Genomic DNA, 16,695 nt, shown 5'->3' on the forward strand with positions numbered 1-16,695 from the left:
TGCCCCAAGGAGAATGAACCAGTCCTTGTTTATTAACCAGAGGCTCACGCGCTCGTCGTTGAATAAAGTGCCGGCTATTACCGCATATTTTTGGGTCTTAAAATTGTTAACGACGGCAATGGGGGAAGCGACTTCTGATTATCTTGTCCATCACCTGAATCCCTATTTGGCGGTTGGATTGGGGTTCATGGGGTTTGTGGTCGCGTTTGTGTGGCAATGGCATGCGCCTCGTTATATCGCCCCGATTTACTGGTTTGTGGTTCTGATGGTGGCGATTTTTGGGACGATGGTCGCGGATTCCATGCATGTAGCTTTAGGCGTGCCCTATTATCTGTCGAGTACGGTCTTTGCGGTCGTTTTAGCCGTGGTGTTTAGAACTTGGTATAAGACAGAGAAAACGGTGTCGATTCACCGCATCGATACGAAACGACGCGAGTTGTTTTATTGGGCGGCGGTGTTGGCGACTTTTGCGATGGGGACCGCCACAGGGGACATGACGGCCACGACCCTGCATCTGGGGTATTTGCCTTCGGGATTATTATTTTTGGCCTTATTCGTTTTAACGGGTGTGGCGTACGTGTTAGGTTTCAACACAATATGGGTTTTTTGGGTTGCCTATGTGCTGACCAGACCTTTAGGGGCGTCGTTTGCGGATTGGACAGCCAAACCGCCAAGTATGACGGGATTGGGATATGGAGATGGTGTGGTCAGTGCTGTTCTTGGGATCGCCCTTATTGTGGGGGTAGTATATTTATCCATTAGTCAACGTGACGTGCAACAGGATTAGGGTTCGTTATGGATGGCGGCGAGAATACGTGGGCGGAGCCACAGCCAGACAATCCACGCGACAACGATGCCCCCAAATCCCACGATGGCGCCCATCGCTTCGCCCGTAGCGAGCGGAGAGGTTGCGAGGGCGATGAAGACGATGAGGATGACAAAGTAGGTGGTATAAGGAAAGCCCCATAGTTTATATGTGAGCCTATCCGGATGGTGTTTTTGCAAGTAGGGTCGATAGTATAATTGGGTCAACAAAACCATGAACCAAATGAACATGGCTTGAAATCCCGTTGCGGTGACGAGATAGGCATAGGCTTTTTGGGGCAGCACATAGGCTAGAATAATGGTGAGTGCTAAAAGGCCAGCACTCATCCAAATCGCATTGGCCGGAATACCTTTGGCGTTGAGACGTCCTAGAACCTTGGGGGCTTGGTGGGCGTGTGATAAGCCATAAAGGACACGGACATTCGAATAGAGTGCGGCATTCATTGTGGACAGCACGGCAAATAAGAGGACAAAATTCATGACGAATCCCCCATATGGGACGTGTGTGGCGCGGATGGCGAGAACAAAGGGAGAGATTTGGGAGGACATTTTATTCCACGGCACTAAATTCAGGATTAGGAACATCGAGCCGATATACATCAAGACGATTAAGGCTACGGTCCACCGTACCGCGCGGGCAATGGTGGTCGTAGGATTTTTTGTTTCCGCCGCGGCTAATCCGATGACACCGGTTCCGGCGTAGGCGAAGAGCACGAGCAATAGGGCGGGACTGGCATGAAGCCAGCCATTCGGGATCCAACCTCCATGATGAAGTAACGAACTGAATCCATGCGGTGCAACCAAGGGCGGCGTCATAGGTAAGACATGCGTGACGGATAAGACGCCAATGATTAAAAACGATAAGACTGCCGTCGATTTAATCCCTGCCATGATGTTTTCAACCGTACCGAAGCCGCGAACACTGACGAAATTAACGGCAACAATGAAAATGGAATAGGCTAAGGACCAAGTCCATAACGGAATACTTGGGAACCATAGCCGGGAAAACAAACTGGCTGCTGTCACCTCACTAGACATGGTCAGCACACTTGAGAACCAGAAGATCCATCCCGCAACAAATGTCCATCCGGGACCCAAAACGAGTTTGGTGTAATTTAAAAAAGATCCGGGAGTGGGAGATGCGATCGACATCTCTGCTAAAGCCGAAATTTCAAGATACATTGCTACGGCGGCAACGGCAAAGAATACTAAAATAACGGGACCGGCCATGCGCATTGCTAAGCCACTGGCCATAAAAAGACCAGACCCCATAATGCCACCAATGGTCAATAAGGTGAGAGTCGGAGCCCTGAGACTTTTTTGAAAGGCGTGGGTGTGCTTTGCCTTTTTAAGACGTGCGCCAAATTTGCCCGATTTAATACTCAAATAATTGGCCTCCTCATCCCGTGTTGATGGTAGCATGTATTGTTGTTGACAGGCCTATACCTGAAAAGAGAGGACGACCTTACGCTCATGGATACAGAACGACGCACCCCAGCGTTTTCGCGGACGGAAATGACGGAGTTAGTGTTGCCCGGAGACTCAAACCAGCTGGGCAATATATTGGGCGGACGAATGATGCATTGGATCGACTTGGCGGCGGCCATTGCTGCTGGGCGCCATGCTGGACGGGTGGCTGTGACGGCATCTATGGACTCGTTAGAATTTCTCCACCCGGTAAAGGTAGGACAAGTGGTTCGGTTGGTAGCCCAAGTGAATTGGGTGGGACATACGTCGATGGAAATCGGGGTTGATGTGTTTCGGGAAGACCTCAATCTGGGTGATGTGAAAAAAACGAGTACCGCGTATCTAACCTTTGTGGCGTTGGATGAAGAGGGGAAGCCAGTGCCTGTGCCACCCTTGATTTGTGAAACGGAGGAAGAGCAGGCACGATTTCATGAGGCCGAAGAGCGCCGTAAGGAACGCCTTAAACACCGGCATCACCGCGATTAGTGCAACAAGCCCAGAACCAAGCGGCGAACGTCGCGTCACGGGTAAAAAGGACATCACGAAGATGATGTCCTTTTTGAATGGGCTGTAATTATTAGGCGCATCCCAAAGAGGTTGTGAGGTGTCACAGGGGTCAGGGCGTCTGGAATCCGGAATCGGAGTGCGAGTCAAAAAGGGAACAACAAATACCGTACGCGGAAGTGTGCTCGTCGCGCCAATGTATCTCACATTGTGCACCAACAACCAGCCCATCGCTCTGATCACGTCTTGTCAAGTGTCGTTAGCTCGGCTTCCTAGAAGGCGGGCTAAGCCGGAAGACAACAATTCTTATGTCCATACGGGACCAAAGACCGCAGGGTCCACGCCTCAAGGGGAGCCGCTATTCGTTAACGGGACTCGGGCGCCGGGGCGACTGCCGCCGCTGACGCCAGCGACATGGTCGGCAATTCCGATTGCCTTAGTTTCTTCAAACTGCACCTTGGCCGCTTTATTGTCTTTAGTCCCGTTACATCTTGAGATCCCCTTATTTAGTTGTAGGGCTTTTGAGCTCGCAGGGGTTCTTCTGACCTCATGCGACCGCGGCAAAAGTTCAAATCATGGAACGCGTGGCAAGCGATTGTTATGGTTATTCCCGACCCCAATCTATACCAAGATCCTGACGACCATGTCTGGCATTACACGGACCCCGATTGGAATTGGTTTAATGAGGTCGTTCATCATAACACGGGTCCAATGAGCCAAGCTCGTCTGGCTTTGCGGCGCCAGGCGCACACGGAACAACGATGGGTGAGAGAAGCGGCGTTTCAGGCGGGTCAAGTGTTGCAAAATCAAGGCGCATAACGCGGGTAGACGCGAACGGTTCTTGCTTAATGACAAAAGGAGGGACTTTTGATGAATCCGCAAGAAATACCTGTGTACGAAGTCTTTGTGCAAGCGGATGCCCTAAGCTTTCCAACGCATGTGGGAAGCCTGCGTGCTGCCTCGCCAGCCTTTGCGCTACAATTAGCTAAAGAAACATTTTGCCGCCGCGAAGATGCGCATGATGTGTGGGTGGTGCCGTCACAAGCGATATCGAGGGCCCGCCGTGACGCTACCGCCGCATTACCTACAACGACTTCCGACAAACGTTACCGGCTGCCGAGTGGCTATGACAACGCGCCTCACTGGAAACGGTTCAAGGCACAGGCCATGACGATTGAAGAAGTGGCTGCCGACATGCGGACGAAGGGGCGGTGATGATTGTGGAGATATTGACGGACGCAGAGCGTGCGGCATTGCAGCGTATTTTGATCCCGGTGGCTGATGATGAGTGGATTTTGGGGCACCGCGGATCGGAGTGGTTGGGCTTGGCGCCGGACTTGGAAGAAGACTTGGCGCTGAGTTCAATAACGCAAGATAGTCTTGGTCATGCGCAGTTGCTTTATGATATCGTAGCTGACCTTGGAGGCTATAGTGCAGACCAATGGGTGTACGCCAGGTCGCCTAGCGAATGGAAACATTGTCAATTAGTCGAGATGTCCCGTCAAGATTGGGCGGACCTTGTAGCGGGCCGTTTTGTTTATGAGACGTTTGATGAGATGCGCCTGGAAATGCTAAATCTTATTGCATATCAACCATTGCAGGCGGCTGTGACGAAAATTCGGCAAGAAAAGATGTATCATTTGCAACACTTTGAGAGCTGGGTAGACACTTTGGTGTTGGGTGGTCAAAGCGCTAGGCAGCGTATATTGGAGGCTTTAACCCGTGTGTATGCGCTAATCGGCGATATGTTTGTGTGGGAAGAGACTAAACCGGGTTTAGATTTGTGGCATTTGGACGAAACCGCCCGTGGGCTACCGCAAAAATGGGTTACGCGTCTTCAAGGGAAGTATGAGTCTTTGGGTTTACCTTGGCACACCAGGGTTATTCCTCAGGCAGAAAGCAATGGTCGATTAGGCCAACACGCCGAATCCTTTTTCCCCTTATGGAAGGAAATGACGAGTGTGCGGGAGATCGCGCCCTTGAGCGGCTGGTAACTAGTACCGGAAGGAGAGATGGCTAATGTCGACCGACGAGATATGGGACCGTTTGAAGACGGTTGCAGATCCTGAGATTCCCAACTTGAGCATTGTCGATTTAGGCATGGTTGATCGCGTTGAGATAGACCAGGGCCATGTCAAGGTGGACTTAATGCCCACGTTTGTTGGGTGTCCCGCGTTGCATTGGATTGAGCAGAAAGTGGAAGAAGCCTTAGCGCCCTATCCTACCACCGTCAAATTTGTCTATCGAACGCCATGGACAACAGAGCGGTTAACCGCACGCGGCCGCGAACGGCTATTAGAGTGGGGGGTAGCACCGCCTCATCATCAGCCTGGACCTGTGACGTGTCCGTTGTGTGGTTCGCAAAAGACCCATCTCAATAGTGCCTTTGGGCCAAGTTTGTGTCGAGCTATCTATTATTGTGACGAGTGTCAGCAACCCTTTGAGGCAATGAAAGCGATTTAGTCGAGTCGGCCTGTAACCCATAGAGAACCGTCCCAAAATGGGACGGTTTTTTGTGTATTAAAGGATTGACGGGAAGGCTGCTGCATCGTGGCAAGAATCTATACCGATCGCGTCAACGGGTCCTTCGCTATGATAAGGACAGGCCCGAGGACGCGGCCAAATAACGGGGAGGGAATACCATGCCAACGGCCCACGTACTGTCCTTGATTACCAAATTAACAAGTGTCTTGGTCGACATCGCTGGGGGACTGTTTTCATTAGTGATGGTCTATGGCGGAATACGGTTTATGGTGGCACAAAGTCCGCGCTCGGTGCAAGCGGCCAAAGAATTAATGACGCGGGCAGCTGGCGGTTTGATTTTAATTTTATTGGTTGATGTAATACGGCAGGTTATCCAGTATGCGGCTAGCTGATCCCTCCGCTTTGGTGAAAAGCAGTGTGTTAAAAGGCGTTCTATCATGGGTGGCCAAAACGCTCGACAGCACACTGATTCAAGTGAGTCACGTAGTCTTTATGCATGTTGTTTTTCGTCCTTTCCAGCTATCGTCCACGGCCATGCAAGTCTATGGTGTCAGCCGCAGTTTGGCTATCTCCGCGAGTGCGGCATTTTTGATGTGGGCCATTATTCAAGTGCAGTGGCCTGAATTGCGAGTGGGGCCATGGATGTCAACTCCAGTTATTACGGTGCACCGGGCGGTGACACAAGCTTTGTGGGCCATCACGGCTATACCGCTCGTACGCTTGCTTCTAAATCTCAATAACGCGGTGGTGAGAGCTTTAGACACGCCGGCAACCAGCATGGGATCACCATCTTTTGGGTCTTTGGGTGTGGTAACAGATCCCGTAGCTGCCGTGCTGATATTCTTGGCGGTCTTGGTCTTGATGGTGCTGTTAGGCGTTTATTATGGAGTCCGAAGTGTGGAAATTGTTGTCTTAATGACGCTCATTCCGTGGTTTGCCTTAGTGTGGATGGCCCATCCTGGCAGTCTCGTGTTACAAAAATTGACGAAGGAGCTCATCGTGGCCATCTTTATACAGAGTCTTCATGCGTTGATGTTTTATTTCTTTCTCCATGTCACGCAAGGGGCCGGGAGCACTGTGCCCGGACAATTAGCAGAAATCGGGATCTTGTGGTATATGCTCAAGCTTCCTCAGCAACTGCGGCGTATGGTGGGTGCTGTGGGGCCAGGAGGTGTCGCGTAAATTCATGGCGCCATCCTCATCATCTATCGTTTCACGGCCTTTATCCAAAAATCCCCCGCTTATTTGGGGCATGACAGTAAAAGACCTTATGTGGCCCGTATTAAGTCTGGCACTAGACGCCATCATCTGGCGTCACGATCCCCGCGGCGATTTTGTCGAAGTGCTTGTCCTCACCGCGTGTGCCGCATTGGGAATGGCTTTGGGGATCGTGCGCGTGCATGGTCGTTCTATTCCTTCTTGGCTTCTTGTTATTCTCCTGTTTTATTTGCACCCGCGTCTCTATTTGCCTTGAATCTCTGCCTTGCGGAAAGGAACGATGGCGATGGATATTTTGATAAACAAGTTATTTCCTATTCAAGCTATTGGTCCGGGGCTTTGTTTACTTCACAAAAATCGCTATGTTGCTGTGTTAGAGGCTATCCCCGTAAATTTTGCGATGCGTTCTGACGTTGACCAGGAACGTATGGTATCCGGTTATGCCAACTTCTTAAATGGGCTAAGCTTTCCCGTGCAAATTTTTGTCCGGTCCGAGACGTTGCGCGTGAATGATTATCTGGCAGACCTCGTAGACCAAACCACTCAGATGGAGCCTTCATTGCGCCCTGCTCTAGACGATTACCTCCAGTTTATAAAGGAATCGGTCACGGTGCATCGCCTTATTAAACGCCATTTCTACTTGGTGTTGTCATGGATATCAAACGATTTCCGAAAACCATTAGGAACAGGAGAACCGTTGTGGGACGAAGCGGCGCAAGAATTATTACGACGCCAAGAACTCATTGCTCAAGGGTTAATGGCATTGGGGATTCGCGTCAACACCTTGGATCAGGCAATGATGCTCCAGTTTTTACACGCGAGTTTTGGGCGGGAACAGCCCAGCGCGGAGATGGCGCCATGGAGCTGAAACACAAGCGGCACCGGCGTGTATTCGGGCCATTTGAAGGCATTTGGCCTGATTATTTGCAGGTCTTTCCCAAACAATTGGCGGTGGGGGACCGCATGGTCCGCTCTTTTGTGGTCGTGGATTACCCGCGCCACGTCCAACGGGGATGGTTTGAACCCTTGCTGCGCTTTCCTTACCCTATGACGATGGCCATATACCAGGCGCCATTACCGCCGCAAGTGGTGATGCGTTCTATGCACCGGCATTTGCTCTGGAATCGGGGCATCGACGGGGCAAATCAAGCTAGTGGCCATCTACGCGATCCGGAAATGACGGCATCCATTGAAGATGCGGAGCGCATTCGCCTGAAAATTGCCCAAGGCGATGCGCGGGTGCTCGATACGAGCTTGCATCTGACCCTATGGGCTTCGAGTTTGGAGGAGCTGGATGAAGCGACGGCGCTTCTCATCAGTTTAGCACAGAGTATGCTGTTGGTAATTCGCCCGCTTCACTTTCAACACCTGAATGGGATGAAGTGGACACTTCCTATCGGCGAGTATGCGCCCGATGTTCGGGAAATGGAAACGGACGCGTGGGCAACCTTATTTCCTCTGGTATCCGAAGAAATTTTTCATCCGCGTGGCAATTTGTGGGGAATGAATGGGCAAAACCATTCCCTGATTTTAGTGGATCGCTTCAGTATGCCGTCTCCCCATTCGATTACTATCGCCTGGTCAGGGGCGGGAAAGAGCTACGCGGCGAAATTGGAAGCGATCCGCGCCAGGTATCGACATTTGCCCGTCTATATCGTGGATCCCGAAGGGGAATACAGTCCATTGGAACAAGCGGGCGCCTCAATTTGGCGTATTGGAGACCCTAAGACCCCCCAATTTCCGTTTGACCCTTGCGCCATTTCCTATGACGAGCCGGAAGGCCATTGGGAACGCGAGGCTGACTTTATCATCCGCTTTTTGTCGCGACTCATGCCAGAAGAGGCATCACAAATCAAGACGGTCATGTGGCCCTTGCTATGGCAATGTCGGCCAGAGGCCACACGCAACGCGACTTGGCAATTCAATGCGCCGCCTTTGGACCTTTTGCACTTCTTGCCGCAGGTTAGGGCCGTGGATGAAGCCTTTGCGCGACAACTGCAAACGGCTCTAGAACGGTGGAAACTCTTGGTGGGTTCAGGACCGACACAGGCCGTGAACCCGGATTTTCAAGTCTTTGACCTCAGCCGCCTTACGCCTTTAATGAAGAGTGCGGCATATCTTGCGCTTACGGAGTGGATTGCCAGGCAGACACACCAAAAACAACGACGACTCGTGATTTTTGATGAAGCTTGGCATTTATTGAATGAGAAAGAGACAGCGGGATATCTCGAAGAATTGTTTCGGCGTGCGCGTAAATGGGGAACCGCTTTGTCGCTGATTACGCAAGACATTAACGATTTTGTCCAGAGCCGCGCGGCAGAAGTGTGTCTTCGGAACGCGCCCATTGTGCTCCTTCTGAAACAGCATCCCGAAAGCTTGGCGCAATTGGCGACACAACTGCGCCTGCATGAGGGCGAAATGATGCGCATTGCGACGGCCGGACGCGGAGAGGGAATTTTAATGGTCGGAGACGATCACGTCCCGATCAAGATCAATGCCTCACCGGCCGAGCATGCACTGATAGGCGGACAATACCGGAGATAGAAGGGGGAAGAGTAGCCATGGGATTGAAAAACATATCATTGTCAAGACCCGCGGCATTAGCAATAGGGAGGTTGAGATCTGGACAGGGGAGTTGACACCAGAGAAACTCGAGGGGTGGATTCAACACACAACGTCAAATGGAAGTGCTACACTTCGTACCCACTGGTTATTATGGTCACCTAGTGGTTGCTATGACCGAGTTCTATCGATTGCGTTATTAACCCACAAGATGCGCCAGATGCATAAAATCGGGACGTGGATTGATCTTGATTGGACGCATAGTTTGCTCACGTCTTGGTGGAACCCACAAGGCGCAGGACATGAAGCCTTTCCTTATGCACGGTTGACGCGGCAAAAGGCCGATTGGGGATATATTGCGCCTGCACCGTTGCCGTGGATGCCGGTGCTGTTTCAACCCGATGTCAGAGATATTGAACGCATGTTGCGTACAGTTCACGGATGGCAAGGATGGGATATTGGGGTGGATTTACGTCCGCTAAGCGTGGGGGTTGTCGCTCAATCGGTCGATCAAGCCGTGATACATATCTCCAGCGGGCTTAGACAACCCTTAGAACAGGGGTTGCAGCTCTTACGTTCGATGAATCCTCGTCTCGAGTTCATTGCCACAGGACCTGATCCTAACAATCTGTCGAGAAAACTGGGATTACCGTCTCTGGACGCCGATGCTTCAACCGATACCGGTTTGCGGAGGCTATTTAAGCGTCGGCACCGGAAGAATTCTCATTGACAATTTGGCGATAGGTGGCGAGAAATGAGGCCAGGGATTGTTGACGTACTTCCATTTCGCGGACCCATTCTTCAAGGCGCAGACGGCCATGGTCCGTCAATTGGTATTGGCGGATGGGAGCGCCGCTATCTTCTGTCACCCATGTTGAATGCAAGCAGCCGGTAGCTTCGAGTTCGCGCAACAAGCGGTAAATACGGCCACTGTCAACCGTCCATTCCTCGGGTAATACAGCGGTTAGACGATTCAGCAGATGGCCGCCATGGTCAGGTTTTTGCATTAACAACAACAGAATAAAGGCTTCAAGGTGTTTGCCCGTTTGATATCGTCGTAAATTCTCGGACATAAATAAGGCCTCCTGCAACCAATGAGAAAAGAGGCCGACCAGGCCTCTTTTTTTGCTTTAGGCGTTTTGGGGTTGTAAAATGCTTTCTAAGCCTTCTAGTGACGCAGAATAGACGGCCGTCCCGGCAATAAACTGGGCATGGGCCATCACTGCCCCAACTTCTTCGTGGGTCAGACCGGCTTTCAAGGCCGCTTGCATATTGTTACGAATACACATGGGCACCCGGGTCACTAAAGCCGCTGCCAAATTGACAATCGCAATGGTTTTTTCATCCAGCGGGCTGTCTTCCCGGTAGAGCTTGGCAGCCGTGGATTGTGCTTCAGAAATGTTGGGGTTGATTTCTGCGAGATAACGACGCAGTTTCATAGGACGCCCTAACTTGACTTCTTCTTGATGAATTTGTTCGAGAATCTTAGCTTTTTTGTCTTGGTTCACGGGAATATCCTCCTCTAATTGGACGGCTTATCGGCTGCTGCCAAACGCCATCATGCGTTCTTTGACTTGATCAATGGCCTGGGCCGGTAGCTCCTTGGCGCCCCCGAGGCTTGCTGCCATGATATAAAGTTCTGCAGCTTCATCTAAGGTGCCCAGCAAACTTGCGGTCCGCATGGGGGTGTCATTAAAGACAAGCACACCGTGGTTCGCCATCATCAAGGCCGGTAGCCCCGGATGGTTTTGGGCGATTTCGATAATGCTGTCAACAGAGGCACGGGATCCGCGTGGGGCCCACGGCACGACAGGGATGGGTTCACTGACGCCAAAACGCAGGAGCGGCTCATAAATTAACGGAATGGGCTTTTGCGCGACGCCAAATGCGGTAACGTGTGGTGCGTGGGTATGAATAACTGAGCCGACCGAATCCCTGACCCGGTAGATGCCGGTGTGCATCTCGATAATTTCTTTCATCGTCGGCTCCATTTCGCCTTCGATCACGGTGCCATTTAGGTCAACCAAAGCAAAATCGTCTAACGTTAAATTTTCAATACTGCCGCCTTTGGTCATAATAATGTGGTTGTCACCAACCTTGGCAGACAAATTGGCATGGTTGCCGCGGAAAAGCAAGCCATGTTCGGCAAGATAGTGAGCAGCCTCGACTAACTGCTGCTTGGCTTGATTCTGAGAAAGCATCGTCATGAACTTCCCTCCTTGCATCTTCGCTTCATGAGGTTAAGATCCCCCAAAAGGGGCTTAATCTATGCATCTGATATCTACCTTATAAAACATTATTCATTATGTAACAAAAAATACTATAGTGCAATACTCAGTTTATAAATCGAAGGAAATTGCTAAGGTATACCTATAATAAAGAACAAAGGGAGTGTTCAGGACTGGCTTTAGTCTGGGTTTTTTTGGGCGGATTTGTCGGGGCGGTGGCGCGGTTTGAAGCCGGTCAATGGATAGGGCAGCGCACAATAGGACCTTTTCCGTGGGGAACGTTTTCGATTAATACCGTGGGTAGTTTGTTTATTGGTTTGCTCTTTGCGCGTCCGCTTGCCCCTCCCCTTCTCAATTTATTGGATGTGGGTTTTACAGGAGCTTTTACAACTTTTTCTACGTTTAGTTATGAAACCTTGCGTTTAATGGAAGAAAAACTCTATCGAACGGCGTTCTTGAATGCGGCGGTAAGTTTGGCTACGGGGCTTGGAGCCGTAGCCCTAGGCATCAGCATTGGAAGAGGGATGGGGATATGAAAAGGCATGTTTGGGTAGCTATAGGCATCGGTGGAGGACTCGGAGCTCTTGCTCGGGCGGGTGTGTCTACTCTGGGAGACGTGGGGTGGTTTCCTTTAAATTTCTTTACGATTAATATTGTGGGAAGCTTTCTCATTGGCATTGTCATGGCATTAAGTGTGGAATATGAACTGTTGCCTGCCGCCTGGAGAATGTTCTTAGGTGTCGGATTCTTAGGAGGATTTACGACGTTTTCAACCTATATGTTAGGGGTGCATGATTTGTTGCGTACATCGCTCTGGCATGGGGTTGTCTATCTATTGGGGTCTTGGGGTATTGGTCTTGTTGCCGTCTATGGCGGTCTTGTCGCAGTACGGTCTCTTCTGCATTGGGTTAAAACCGCCGAGTAATCCCACCAGGTTTTAGTTTGCCACCCGCTCTAGCCGGTTTGGCGTGGACATGGTATCATGACCCATAACGACATATCACACTTTAAAGGTGCCTGCATTCGCAGGAGAATAGGGAATCAGGTGCAAAACCTGAGCGGTCCCGCCACTGTAATTCCTCAAAGGAAGAGCCAGGAGACCTGCCTTTAAAGTTTGTTTCACTCGTATTCGCGGAAATAGGGGTGGCATTTTCTTTATTTGTTGGAAACTGTCATCCTCTCGTCCAATCGGGAGGATTTTTTATGGGCTATTTACCAGTTATGATGAACTTACAACGCCTTCCGGTGCTCATTGTGGGAGGCGGCGCGGTGGCAGCGCGCAAGGCCAAGAAATTCATCGCACAAGGCGCAAGGCTTACCATTATCAGTCCTACTCTTCATCCGACACTTTATCCTACGCTTACGGACGCCTCCTTACCGGGCTCTTTGCATTGGATTCCTCGTTCATATCACGCTGGCGATTTACAAGATATGCGTTTGGTTATCACTGCCACGAATTGTGCTGAAGTGAATCATGCGGTGATGTCCGACGCGCAGGCGTTGAATATTTTGGTGTCGGATGCCAGTCACGAAGACGAGAGTGACTTCATGATGATGGCAGACCATTGGCATTCGAATCATCTTGTCACGGCAGTTTCTACGACGGGCATATGGCCGGCTGCTGCCCGCGAGGTTCTACGTCATCATTCCCAATACCTAAGCCCTTGGTGGAACGACGTCATAGCGGTTATGAACAGCCTGTTGGCTGAGCTCGAAGCCGTTCCGGACCCTGCAAGACGGGCTAGCCTGCGTCGGGCACTGCGCTCTTCTTCTCCTTCAAAGTGGTTGGATCAGATCGATAAACAGGGGCCGGAAGGATTAAGGCCCTCTATGCATCAATGGCTCAGTCGTCTTGCTGGGGTTGAAGGAGGTCAAGGCGTATGGGGCGAGGAGTAGGGCGCGTTTTTCTCGTAGGCGCGGGACCTGGGGACCCACGGCTCCTGACCCTTAGAGCTAAGACGGTGTTAGCATCGGCTGACGTCGTGGTGTATGACCGCTTGATCCACCCCAATGTAATGGACCTGGCCCCTGGTCATGCGCGCCATATCTATGTGGGCAAAGAGCACGGCAAAGCCAGTGCGCGCCAAGACGACATTCATGCCATTCTTTTAGAACACGCCAAGACGGGGGCTGATGTTGTCCGGTTAAAGGGCGGAGATCCGTTGATTTTTGGTCGAGGGGGCGAAGAAGCCGAATTTCTTCGTGCCCACCAGATTGACTTTGAGATTGTGCCAGGGCTAAGTGCCTCATCTGCTGCCTTAACCTATGCCGGAATTCCTATGACCCACCGTCACAGAATTCAAGGGGCGACGATTGTGGCGGGCTATTCGGGCCATTTTCCTTATTCGTGGCAACCGCACCATACATGGATCATTATGATGGGGCTCGAAAAAGTCGATATGCTGGTGCAAGAAGCGCTCGCCCAGGGATTTCCGCCGCAATTGCCTGCTTGTGCCATTGAATGGGGCACATGGGGTCACCAACGTTTAGTGGCGAGCGAGTTGGCTCAATTGCCCAACCGGGTGGTTCAAGAAAGGATCTTTTCCCCAGGGGTATTGGTGTGGGGGGAAAACGCGTCGATGGCGCGAGAAATGGATTGGTTTGCCTCACGGGTTGATTACCAAAAGAGAATTTTGATTCTCACCCGCTATCCTTTGCCCTTTGATGAGCTGCTTGCGGCACGTGAAGATGGCGCCGAGGTGCTGAATTGGTCGATGTTCTGGAGCCCTCAAGCTGACCTCGAAGTCCTTAAAGACTTAACGCCCAGTACACAGGTGTGGCTGCCAGAGGTAGCGTTCGTGGATCCTCTGTTGCAGGGATGGACAGCTGCGGGCCGCGATGTGCGCGACTTGCCATCCTTACAGGGCCCAGATCCCGTCGTGAAGAGCTTGTTTCGCCATGGCGTGCATCATGTGCTCAGCGTGTCTGAGATAAGGCACGACTCCTCATTGGACCGGACATGGACGTTGCCGGACCAAGTGCGAGATGATGACCCGTTGTGGCGCTATCAGCTAGCGTTACCGTTCGAGGCGGTGGTTGTTGGACCTCGTACGGACGCGCACCCGGCTTGGCGGTCGCCGCTTATCGCCCAAACGTTTTATGGACCATGTCCTAGGTGGGGAATCGAAGGCCCGTGTCATTCTTTGCAGGCACTGCCTCATGAACCGTGGGCTTTAAGACTGCGCTCATTATGGATGGAAGGGGACGGGGCATGATTATTTATCTGACTACGGCTGAGACGGATTTGTTAAGTCTTTCTCAAGCGGTCGAAAAGTGGCGGGAGTTATCGTTGGAACCCGTAAATGCGGTTAACCTTTCGGTTGACTACGACGCCCAAGAGATTATTCAGAAAATCCAAAAACATGGACGTGTTGTGATGATGCGTCTTTTGGGAGGACGTAAAGCGGCTCCAGCCTTATTTGACGCTGTTGTAACCCTATGCCAAGACACCCAAATTCCTCTCATGGTTTGGCCTGGCGATCTAGAGCCCAGTGACGAATTGCTTCAGGCCAACACGGTAGATCCGGTTGTGTCACATCAAGCCATGCAATATGCGGCGATGGGTGGCGTGAGCAATTTCTTAGAGCTCCTCCGTTACGTTTCCGACCACTGGCTCGGGACGCATTATGGCTATCAACCGCCATTTGAGGAACCGTGGACGGGGATTTACTGGCCTGGCCGCGAAAGGTCTTTAACCCTGGAGGAATGGAGAGCATTACATGGCGGGGGTGATGATCTGCCGGTGATTGCCATCGTTTTTTATCGGGCCCATTGGCTCAGCGGCAATGTTGGGTTTGTGGACCACATGATTGAGCAGTTTCAGCGTGCGCATAGTGTGCCCTTACCTATTTTCACCCAGTCATTGAAGACAGGAGACGAGGTCACGCCACTGATTAAAGGCACGGCGGATGCGGTTGTTGTCACCATGAGTTTTTCGGCGGCCTCTTTGGAAAGCGCACCACAAGGGGTCTCAGGACGCGTGGCGGCCAAGGTTCCGACGCTCCTTGAGGAGTGGGATCTGCCCATATTTCAAGCCATGGTATCCCTTGGATCGCAAGAAGCGTGGCAGCGCAGTGCTTTAGGTTTAGCGCCGCTTGAAACGGCGATGAATGTGGCCATTCCGGAATTTGATGGGCGCATCATAACGGTCCCCATTAGTTTTCGCGAGGACGTGGAAGATAGGGCAGGGATTGTTCGGCGTTTATATGTTCCGCGGCCTGACCGTGTCGAGCGGCTAGCGGGAATCGTCAGCAAGTGGGCGAGACTGCGCAAAACGCCTGTCGCCGAGCGCCGTATCGCGATTGTGCTGACCAATTATCCCTCGAAAAACTCACGGATCGGCAATGCGGTGGGACTGGACACGCCGATGTCTTTGGTCAAGATTTTGGAGCAATTGGCTGTAGAGGGGTATGATGTTGGCCCTCTCGAGGCTTTACCGCGTGACGGGGACGATCTCATGCGGAGACTGATTGGGGCCGGAACGCATGATGAGGATTATGTGACGTGGGAGCAATTGCACCACATGCCAGGGCTTGACTCGCTTGCGTACACCGACCGGTTTGGCCGGCTTGGAGCCGTGGTCCAGTCTCAGGTTGAACGGCACTGGGGCTTGGCGCCTGGGTCTTCATGGGTAGACCAAGGACGGATGGTGGTTCCGGGCTTACGCTTGGGCAACATTTTTGTAGGCATTCAGCCACCGCGGGGGAACGGGGACGATGAGGTCGGTATTTATCATAGTCCCGAGTTGCCTCCATCGCACCATTATATGGCCTATTACCAATGGATTGCGGAAGGATTTAGGGCCGATGCGGTGATCCATTTAGGCAAGCATGGGACGCTGGAATGGCTTCCGGGAAAGGGGATTGGATTATCTCAAGATTGCTTTCCCGACATTGTTTTGGGCGACTTGCCCAATTTTTACCCCTTCATCGTGGATGATCCGGGAGAAGGAACACAAGCCAAGCGCCGTAGCCATGCCGTTATTGTTGATCACATGGTACCACCGGTGACCCAGGCCGGACTTTATGACGATTTGGTAAAAATGCAGCAATTGCTTGACCAATATTATCAAGCCGAAACGTTAGATCCGACGAAATTGCCGATGATTCAAAACGCGGTATGGGAATTAGCGGAAGCCATCCATCTCAACCATGATTTGAAGCAAATGGACCGTCCTGACGACTTTTCGCAATATCTCTTGGATATTGATGGCTATTTGTGTGAATTGGAAGCACGGCAAATCCGAGACGGACTGCATATTCTAGGGCAATCGCCAACCACGGCCAACAGTTGGGGAGAATTGCTCTATGCCATGACGCGATTGCCGCTGGCGGAGCAGGTGCCGTCAGCCCCGGCTGCGTTATGTGCGCAATGGGATTTGTCGTGGGAGGACCTTCAGGACCGCTTG

Annotated in this window: 20 protein-coding genes, 1 pseudogene and 1 riboswitch; of the genes and pseudogenes, 17 read left to right on the top strand and 4 right to left on the bottom strand. The window is 51.7% G+C overall.

The genetic code is table 11. The features are described 5' to 3' along the window. The first annotated feature begins 13 nt into the window (after positions 1-13). Positions 14-787: a COG4705 family protein gene (locus tag ORD20_RS04050; protein ID WP_103373830.1), complete on the top strand. Its 774-nt coding sequence runs from the start codon at positions 14-16 to the stop codon at positions 785-787. Here the strand turns inward: ORD20_RS04050 and ORD20_RS04055 are convergent. Next, positions 784-2,211 (bottom strand): amino acid permease, encoded by a 1,428-nt coding sequence (locus ORD20_RS04055; protein WP_103373831.1) that lies wholly within the window; start codon positions 2,209-2,211, stop codon positions 784-786. The genes ORD20_RS04050 and ORD20_RS04055 overlap by 4 nt on opposite strands. An 87-nt stretch (positions 2,212-2,298) precedes the next feature. On the opposite strand from ORD20_RS04055, the gene ORD20_RS04060 reads away from it, so the two are divergent. The 11 genes from ORD20_RS04060 to ORD20_RS04110 all read left to right on the top strand — a co-directional run bounded on the left by ORD20_RS04060 (position 2,299) and on the right by ORD20_RS04110 (position 9,790). Next, positions 2,299-2,778: an acyl-CoA thioesterase gene (locus tag ORD20_RS04060; protein ID WP_103373832.1), complete on the top strand. Its 480-nt coding sequence runs from the start codon at positions 2,299-2,301 to the stop codon at positions 2,776-2,778. Between the two features lie 567 nt (positions 2,779-3,345). Continuing rightward, on the top strand, positions 3,346-3,615 hold the full coding sequence (locus ORD20_RS04065) for a hypothetical protein (RefSeq protein ID WP_430626530.1): 270 nt from the start codon (positions 3,346-3,348) through the stop codon (positions 3,613-3,615). 51 nt (positions 3,616-3,666) lie between these two features. Next, on the top strand, positions 3,667-4,011 hold the full coding sequence (locus tag ORD20_RS04070) for a phenylacetic acid degradation protein (RefSeq protein WP_103373834.1): 345 nt from the start codon (positions 3,667-3,669) through the stop codon (positions 4,009-4,011). Between the two features lie 5 nt (positions 4,012-4,016). Further along, positions 4,017-4,790 (top strand): 1,2-phenylacetyl-CoA epoxidase subunit PaaC, encoded by a 774-nt coding sequence (gene paaC, locus ORD20_RS04075; protein ID WP_430626531.1) that lies wholly within the window; start codon positions 4,017-4,019, stop codon positions 4,788-4,790. Positions 4,791-4,815: 25 nt separating this feature from the next. Further along, complete coding sequence (gene paaD, locus ORD20_RS04080; protein WP_103373836.1) at positions 4,816-5,259, top strand: 1,2-phenylacetyl-CoA epoxidase subunit PaaD; 444 nt, start codon at positions 4,816-4,818, stop codon at positions 5,257-5,259. A 179-nt stretch (positions 5,260-5,438) separates the two neighbouring features. Beyond that, positions 5,439-5,672 (top strand): pilin, encoded by a 234-nt coding sequence (locus ORD20_RS04085; protein ID WP_103373837.1) that lies wholly within the window; start codon positions 5,439-5,441, stop codon positions 5,670-5,672. Next, the gene (locus ORD20_RS04090) at positions 5,659-6,462 is read left to right on the top strand and encodes a conjugal transfer protein TrbL family protein (RefSeq protein WP_103373838.1); all 804 of its coding nucleotides are present in this window, start codon (positions 5,659-5,661) and stop codon (positions 6,460-6,462) included. Before ORD20_RS04085 ends, ORD20_RS04090 begins: the two co-directional genes overlap by 14 nt. 4 nt (positions 6,463-6,466) lie before the next feature. Continuing rightward, positions 6,467-6,754: a hypothetical protein gene (locus tag ORD20_RS04095; protein ID WP_103373839.1), complete on the top strand. Its 288-nt coding sequence runs from the start codon at positions 6,467-6,469 to the stop codon at positions 6,752-6,754. 30 nt (positions 6,755-6,784) lie between these two features. Next, the gene (locus ORD20_RS04100) at positions 6,785-7,366 is read left to right on the top strand and encodes a type VI secretion protein (protein ID WP_103373840.1); all 582 of its coding nucleotides are present in this window, start codon (positions 6,785-6,787) and stop codon (positions 7,364-7,366) included. Beyond that, positions 7,357-9,042: a VirB4 family type IV secretion system protein gene (locus tag ORD20_RS04105; RefSeq protein ID WP_103373841.1), complete on the top strand. Its 1,686-nt coding sequence runs from the start codon at positions 7,357-7,359 to the stop codon at positions 9,040-9,042. Before ORD20_RS04100 ends, ORD20_RS04105 begins: the two co-directional genes overlap by 10 nt. Before the next feature lie 238 nt (positions 9,043-9,280). Continuing rightward, positions 9,281-9,790, top strand: a complete 510-nt coding sequence (locus ORD20_RS04110) for a hypothetical protein (protein ID WP_430626532.1) — start codon at positions 9,281-9,283, stop codon at positions 9,788-9,790. Here the strand turns inward: ORD20_RS04110 and ORD20_RS04115 are convergent. From ORD20_RS04115 to ORD20_RS04125, 3 genes are read right to left on the bottom strand one after another with little or no spacing between them, the layout of a single operon-like run. Continuing rightward, positions 9,759-10,133: a PadR family transcriptional regulator gene (locus ORD20_RS04115; RefSeq protein WP_103373844.1), complete on the bottom strand. Its 375-nt coding sequence runs from the start codon at positions 10,131-10,133 to the stop codon at positions 9,759-9,761. The two genes, ORD20_RS04110 and ORD20_RS04115, sit on opposite strands and share 32 nt — an antisense overlap. Before the next feature lie 57 nt (positions 10,134-10,190). Further along, a complete protein-coding gene (locus tag ORD20_RS04120) occupies positions 10,191-10,568 on the bottom strand; it encodes a carboxymuconolactone decarboxylase family protein (RefSeq protein WP_173677047.1) in 378 nt (125 codons plus the stop codon). A gap of 27 nt (positions 10,569-10,595) precedes the next feature. Then, complete coding sequence (locus ORD20_RS04125) at positions 10,596-11,267, bottom strand: class II aldolase/adducin family protein (RefSeq protein ID WP_103373845.1); 672 nt, start codon at positions 11,265-11,267, stop codon at positions 10,596-10,598. A gap of 149 nt (positions 11,268-11,416) precedes the next feature. Here ORD20_RS04125 and crcB point away from each other — a divergent pair, with 149 nt between their 5' ends. The 5 genes and pseudogenes from crcB to ORD20_RS04150 all read left to right on the top strand — a co-directional run. Further along, a complete protein-coding gene (crcB, locus tag ORD20_RS04130) occupies positions 11,417-11,824 on the top strand; it encodes a fluoride efflux transporter CrcB (RefSeq protein ID WP_207654593.1) in 408 nt (135 codons plus the stop codon). Continuing rightward, positions 11,821-12,213, top strand: coding sequence for a fluoride efflux transporter FluC (locus tag ORD20_RS04135; RefSeq protein WP_103373846.1), 393 nt, complete (start codon positions 11,821-11,823; stop codon positions 12,211-12,213). The genes crcB and ORD20_RS04135 overlap by 4 nt, the downstream gene beginning before the upstream one ends. Before the next feature lie 69 nt (positions 12,214-12,282). Beyond that, positions 12,283-12,411: riboswitch (cobalamin riboswitch) on the top strand. 80 nt (positions 12,412-12,491) lie between these two features. Beyond that, a complete protein-coding gene (locus ORD20_RS04140) occupies positions 12,492-13,184 on the top strand; it encodes a precorrin-2 dehydrogenase/sirohydrochlorin ferrochelatase family protein (RefSeq protein ID WP_103373847.1) in 693 nt (230 codons plus the stop codon). Continuing rightward, a complete protein-coding gene (gene cobA, locus ORD20_RS04145; RefSeq protein ID WP_103373848.1) occupies positions 13,169-14,503 on the top strand; it encodes a uroporphyrinogen-III C-methyltransferase in 1,335 nt (444 codons plus the stop codon). The genes ORD20_RS04140 and cobA overlap by 16 nt, the downstream gene beginning before the upstream one ends. Positions 14,504-14,847: 344 nt before the next feature. Then, positions 14,848-16,629, top strand: a pseudogene (locus ORD20_RS04150) (cobaltochelatase subunit CobN); the annotation flags it as partial. Positions 16,630-16,695 lie beyond the last annotated feature (66 nt).

Origin of the sequence: Sulfobacillus thermotolerans (assembly GCF_039623705.1) — a bacterium.
Taxonomy (GTDB): domain Bacteria; phylum Bacillota; class Sulfobacillia; order Sulfobacillales; family Sulfobacillaceae; genus Sulfobacillus; species Sulfobacillus thermotolerans.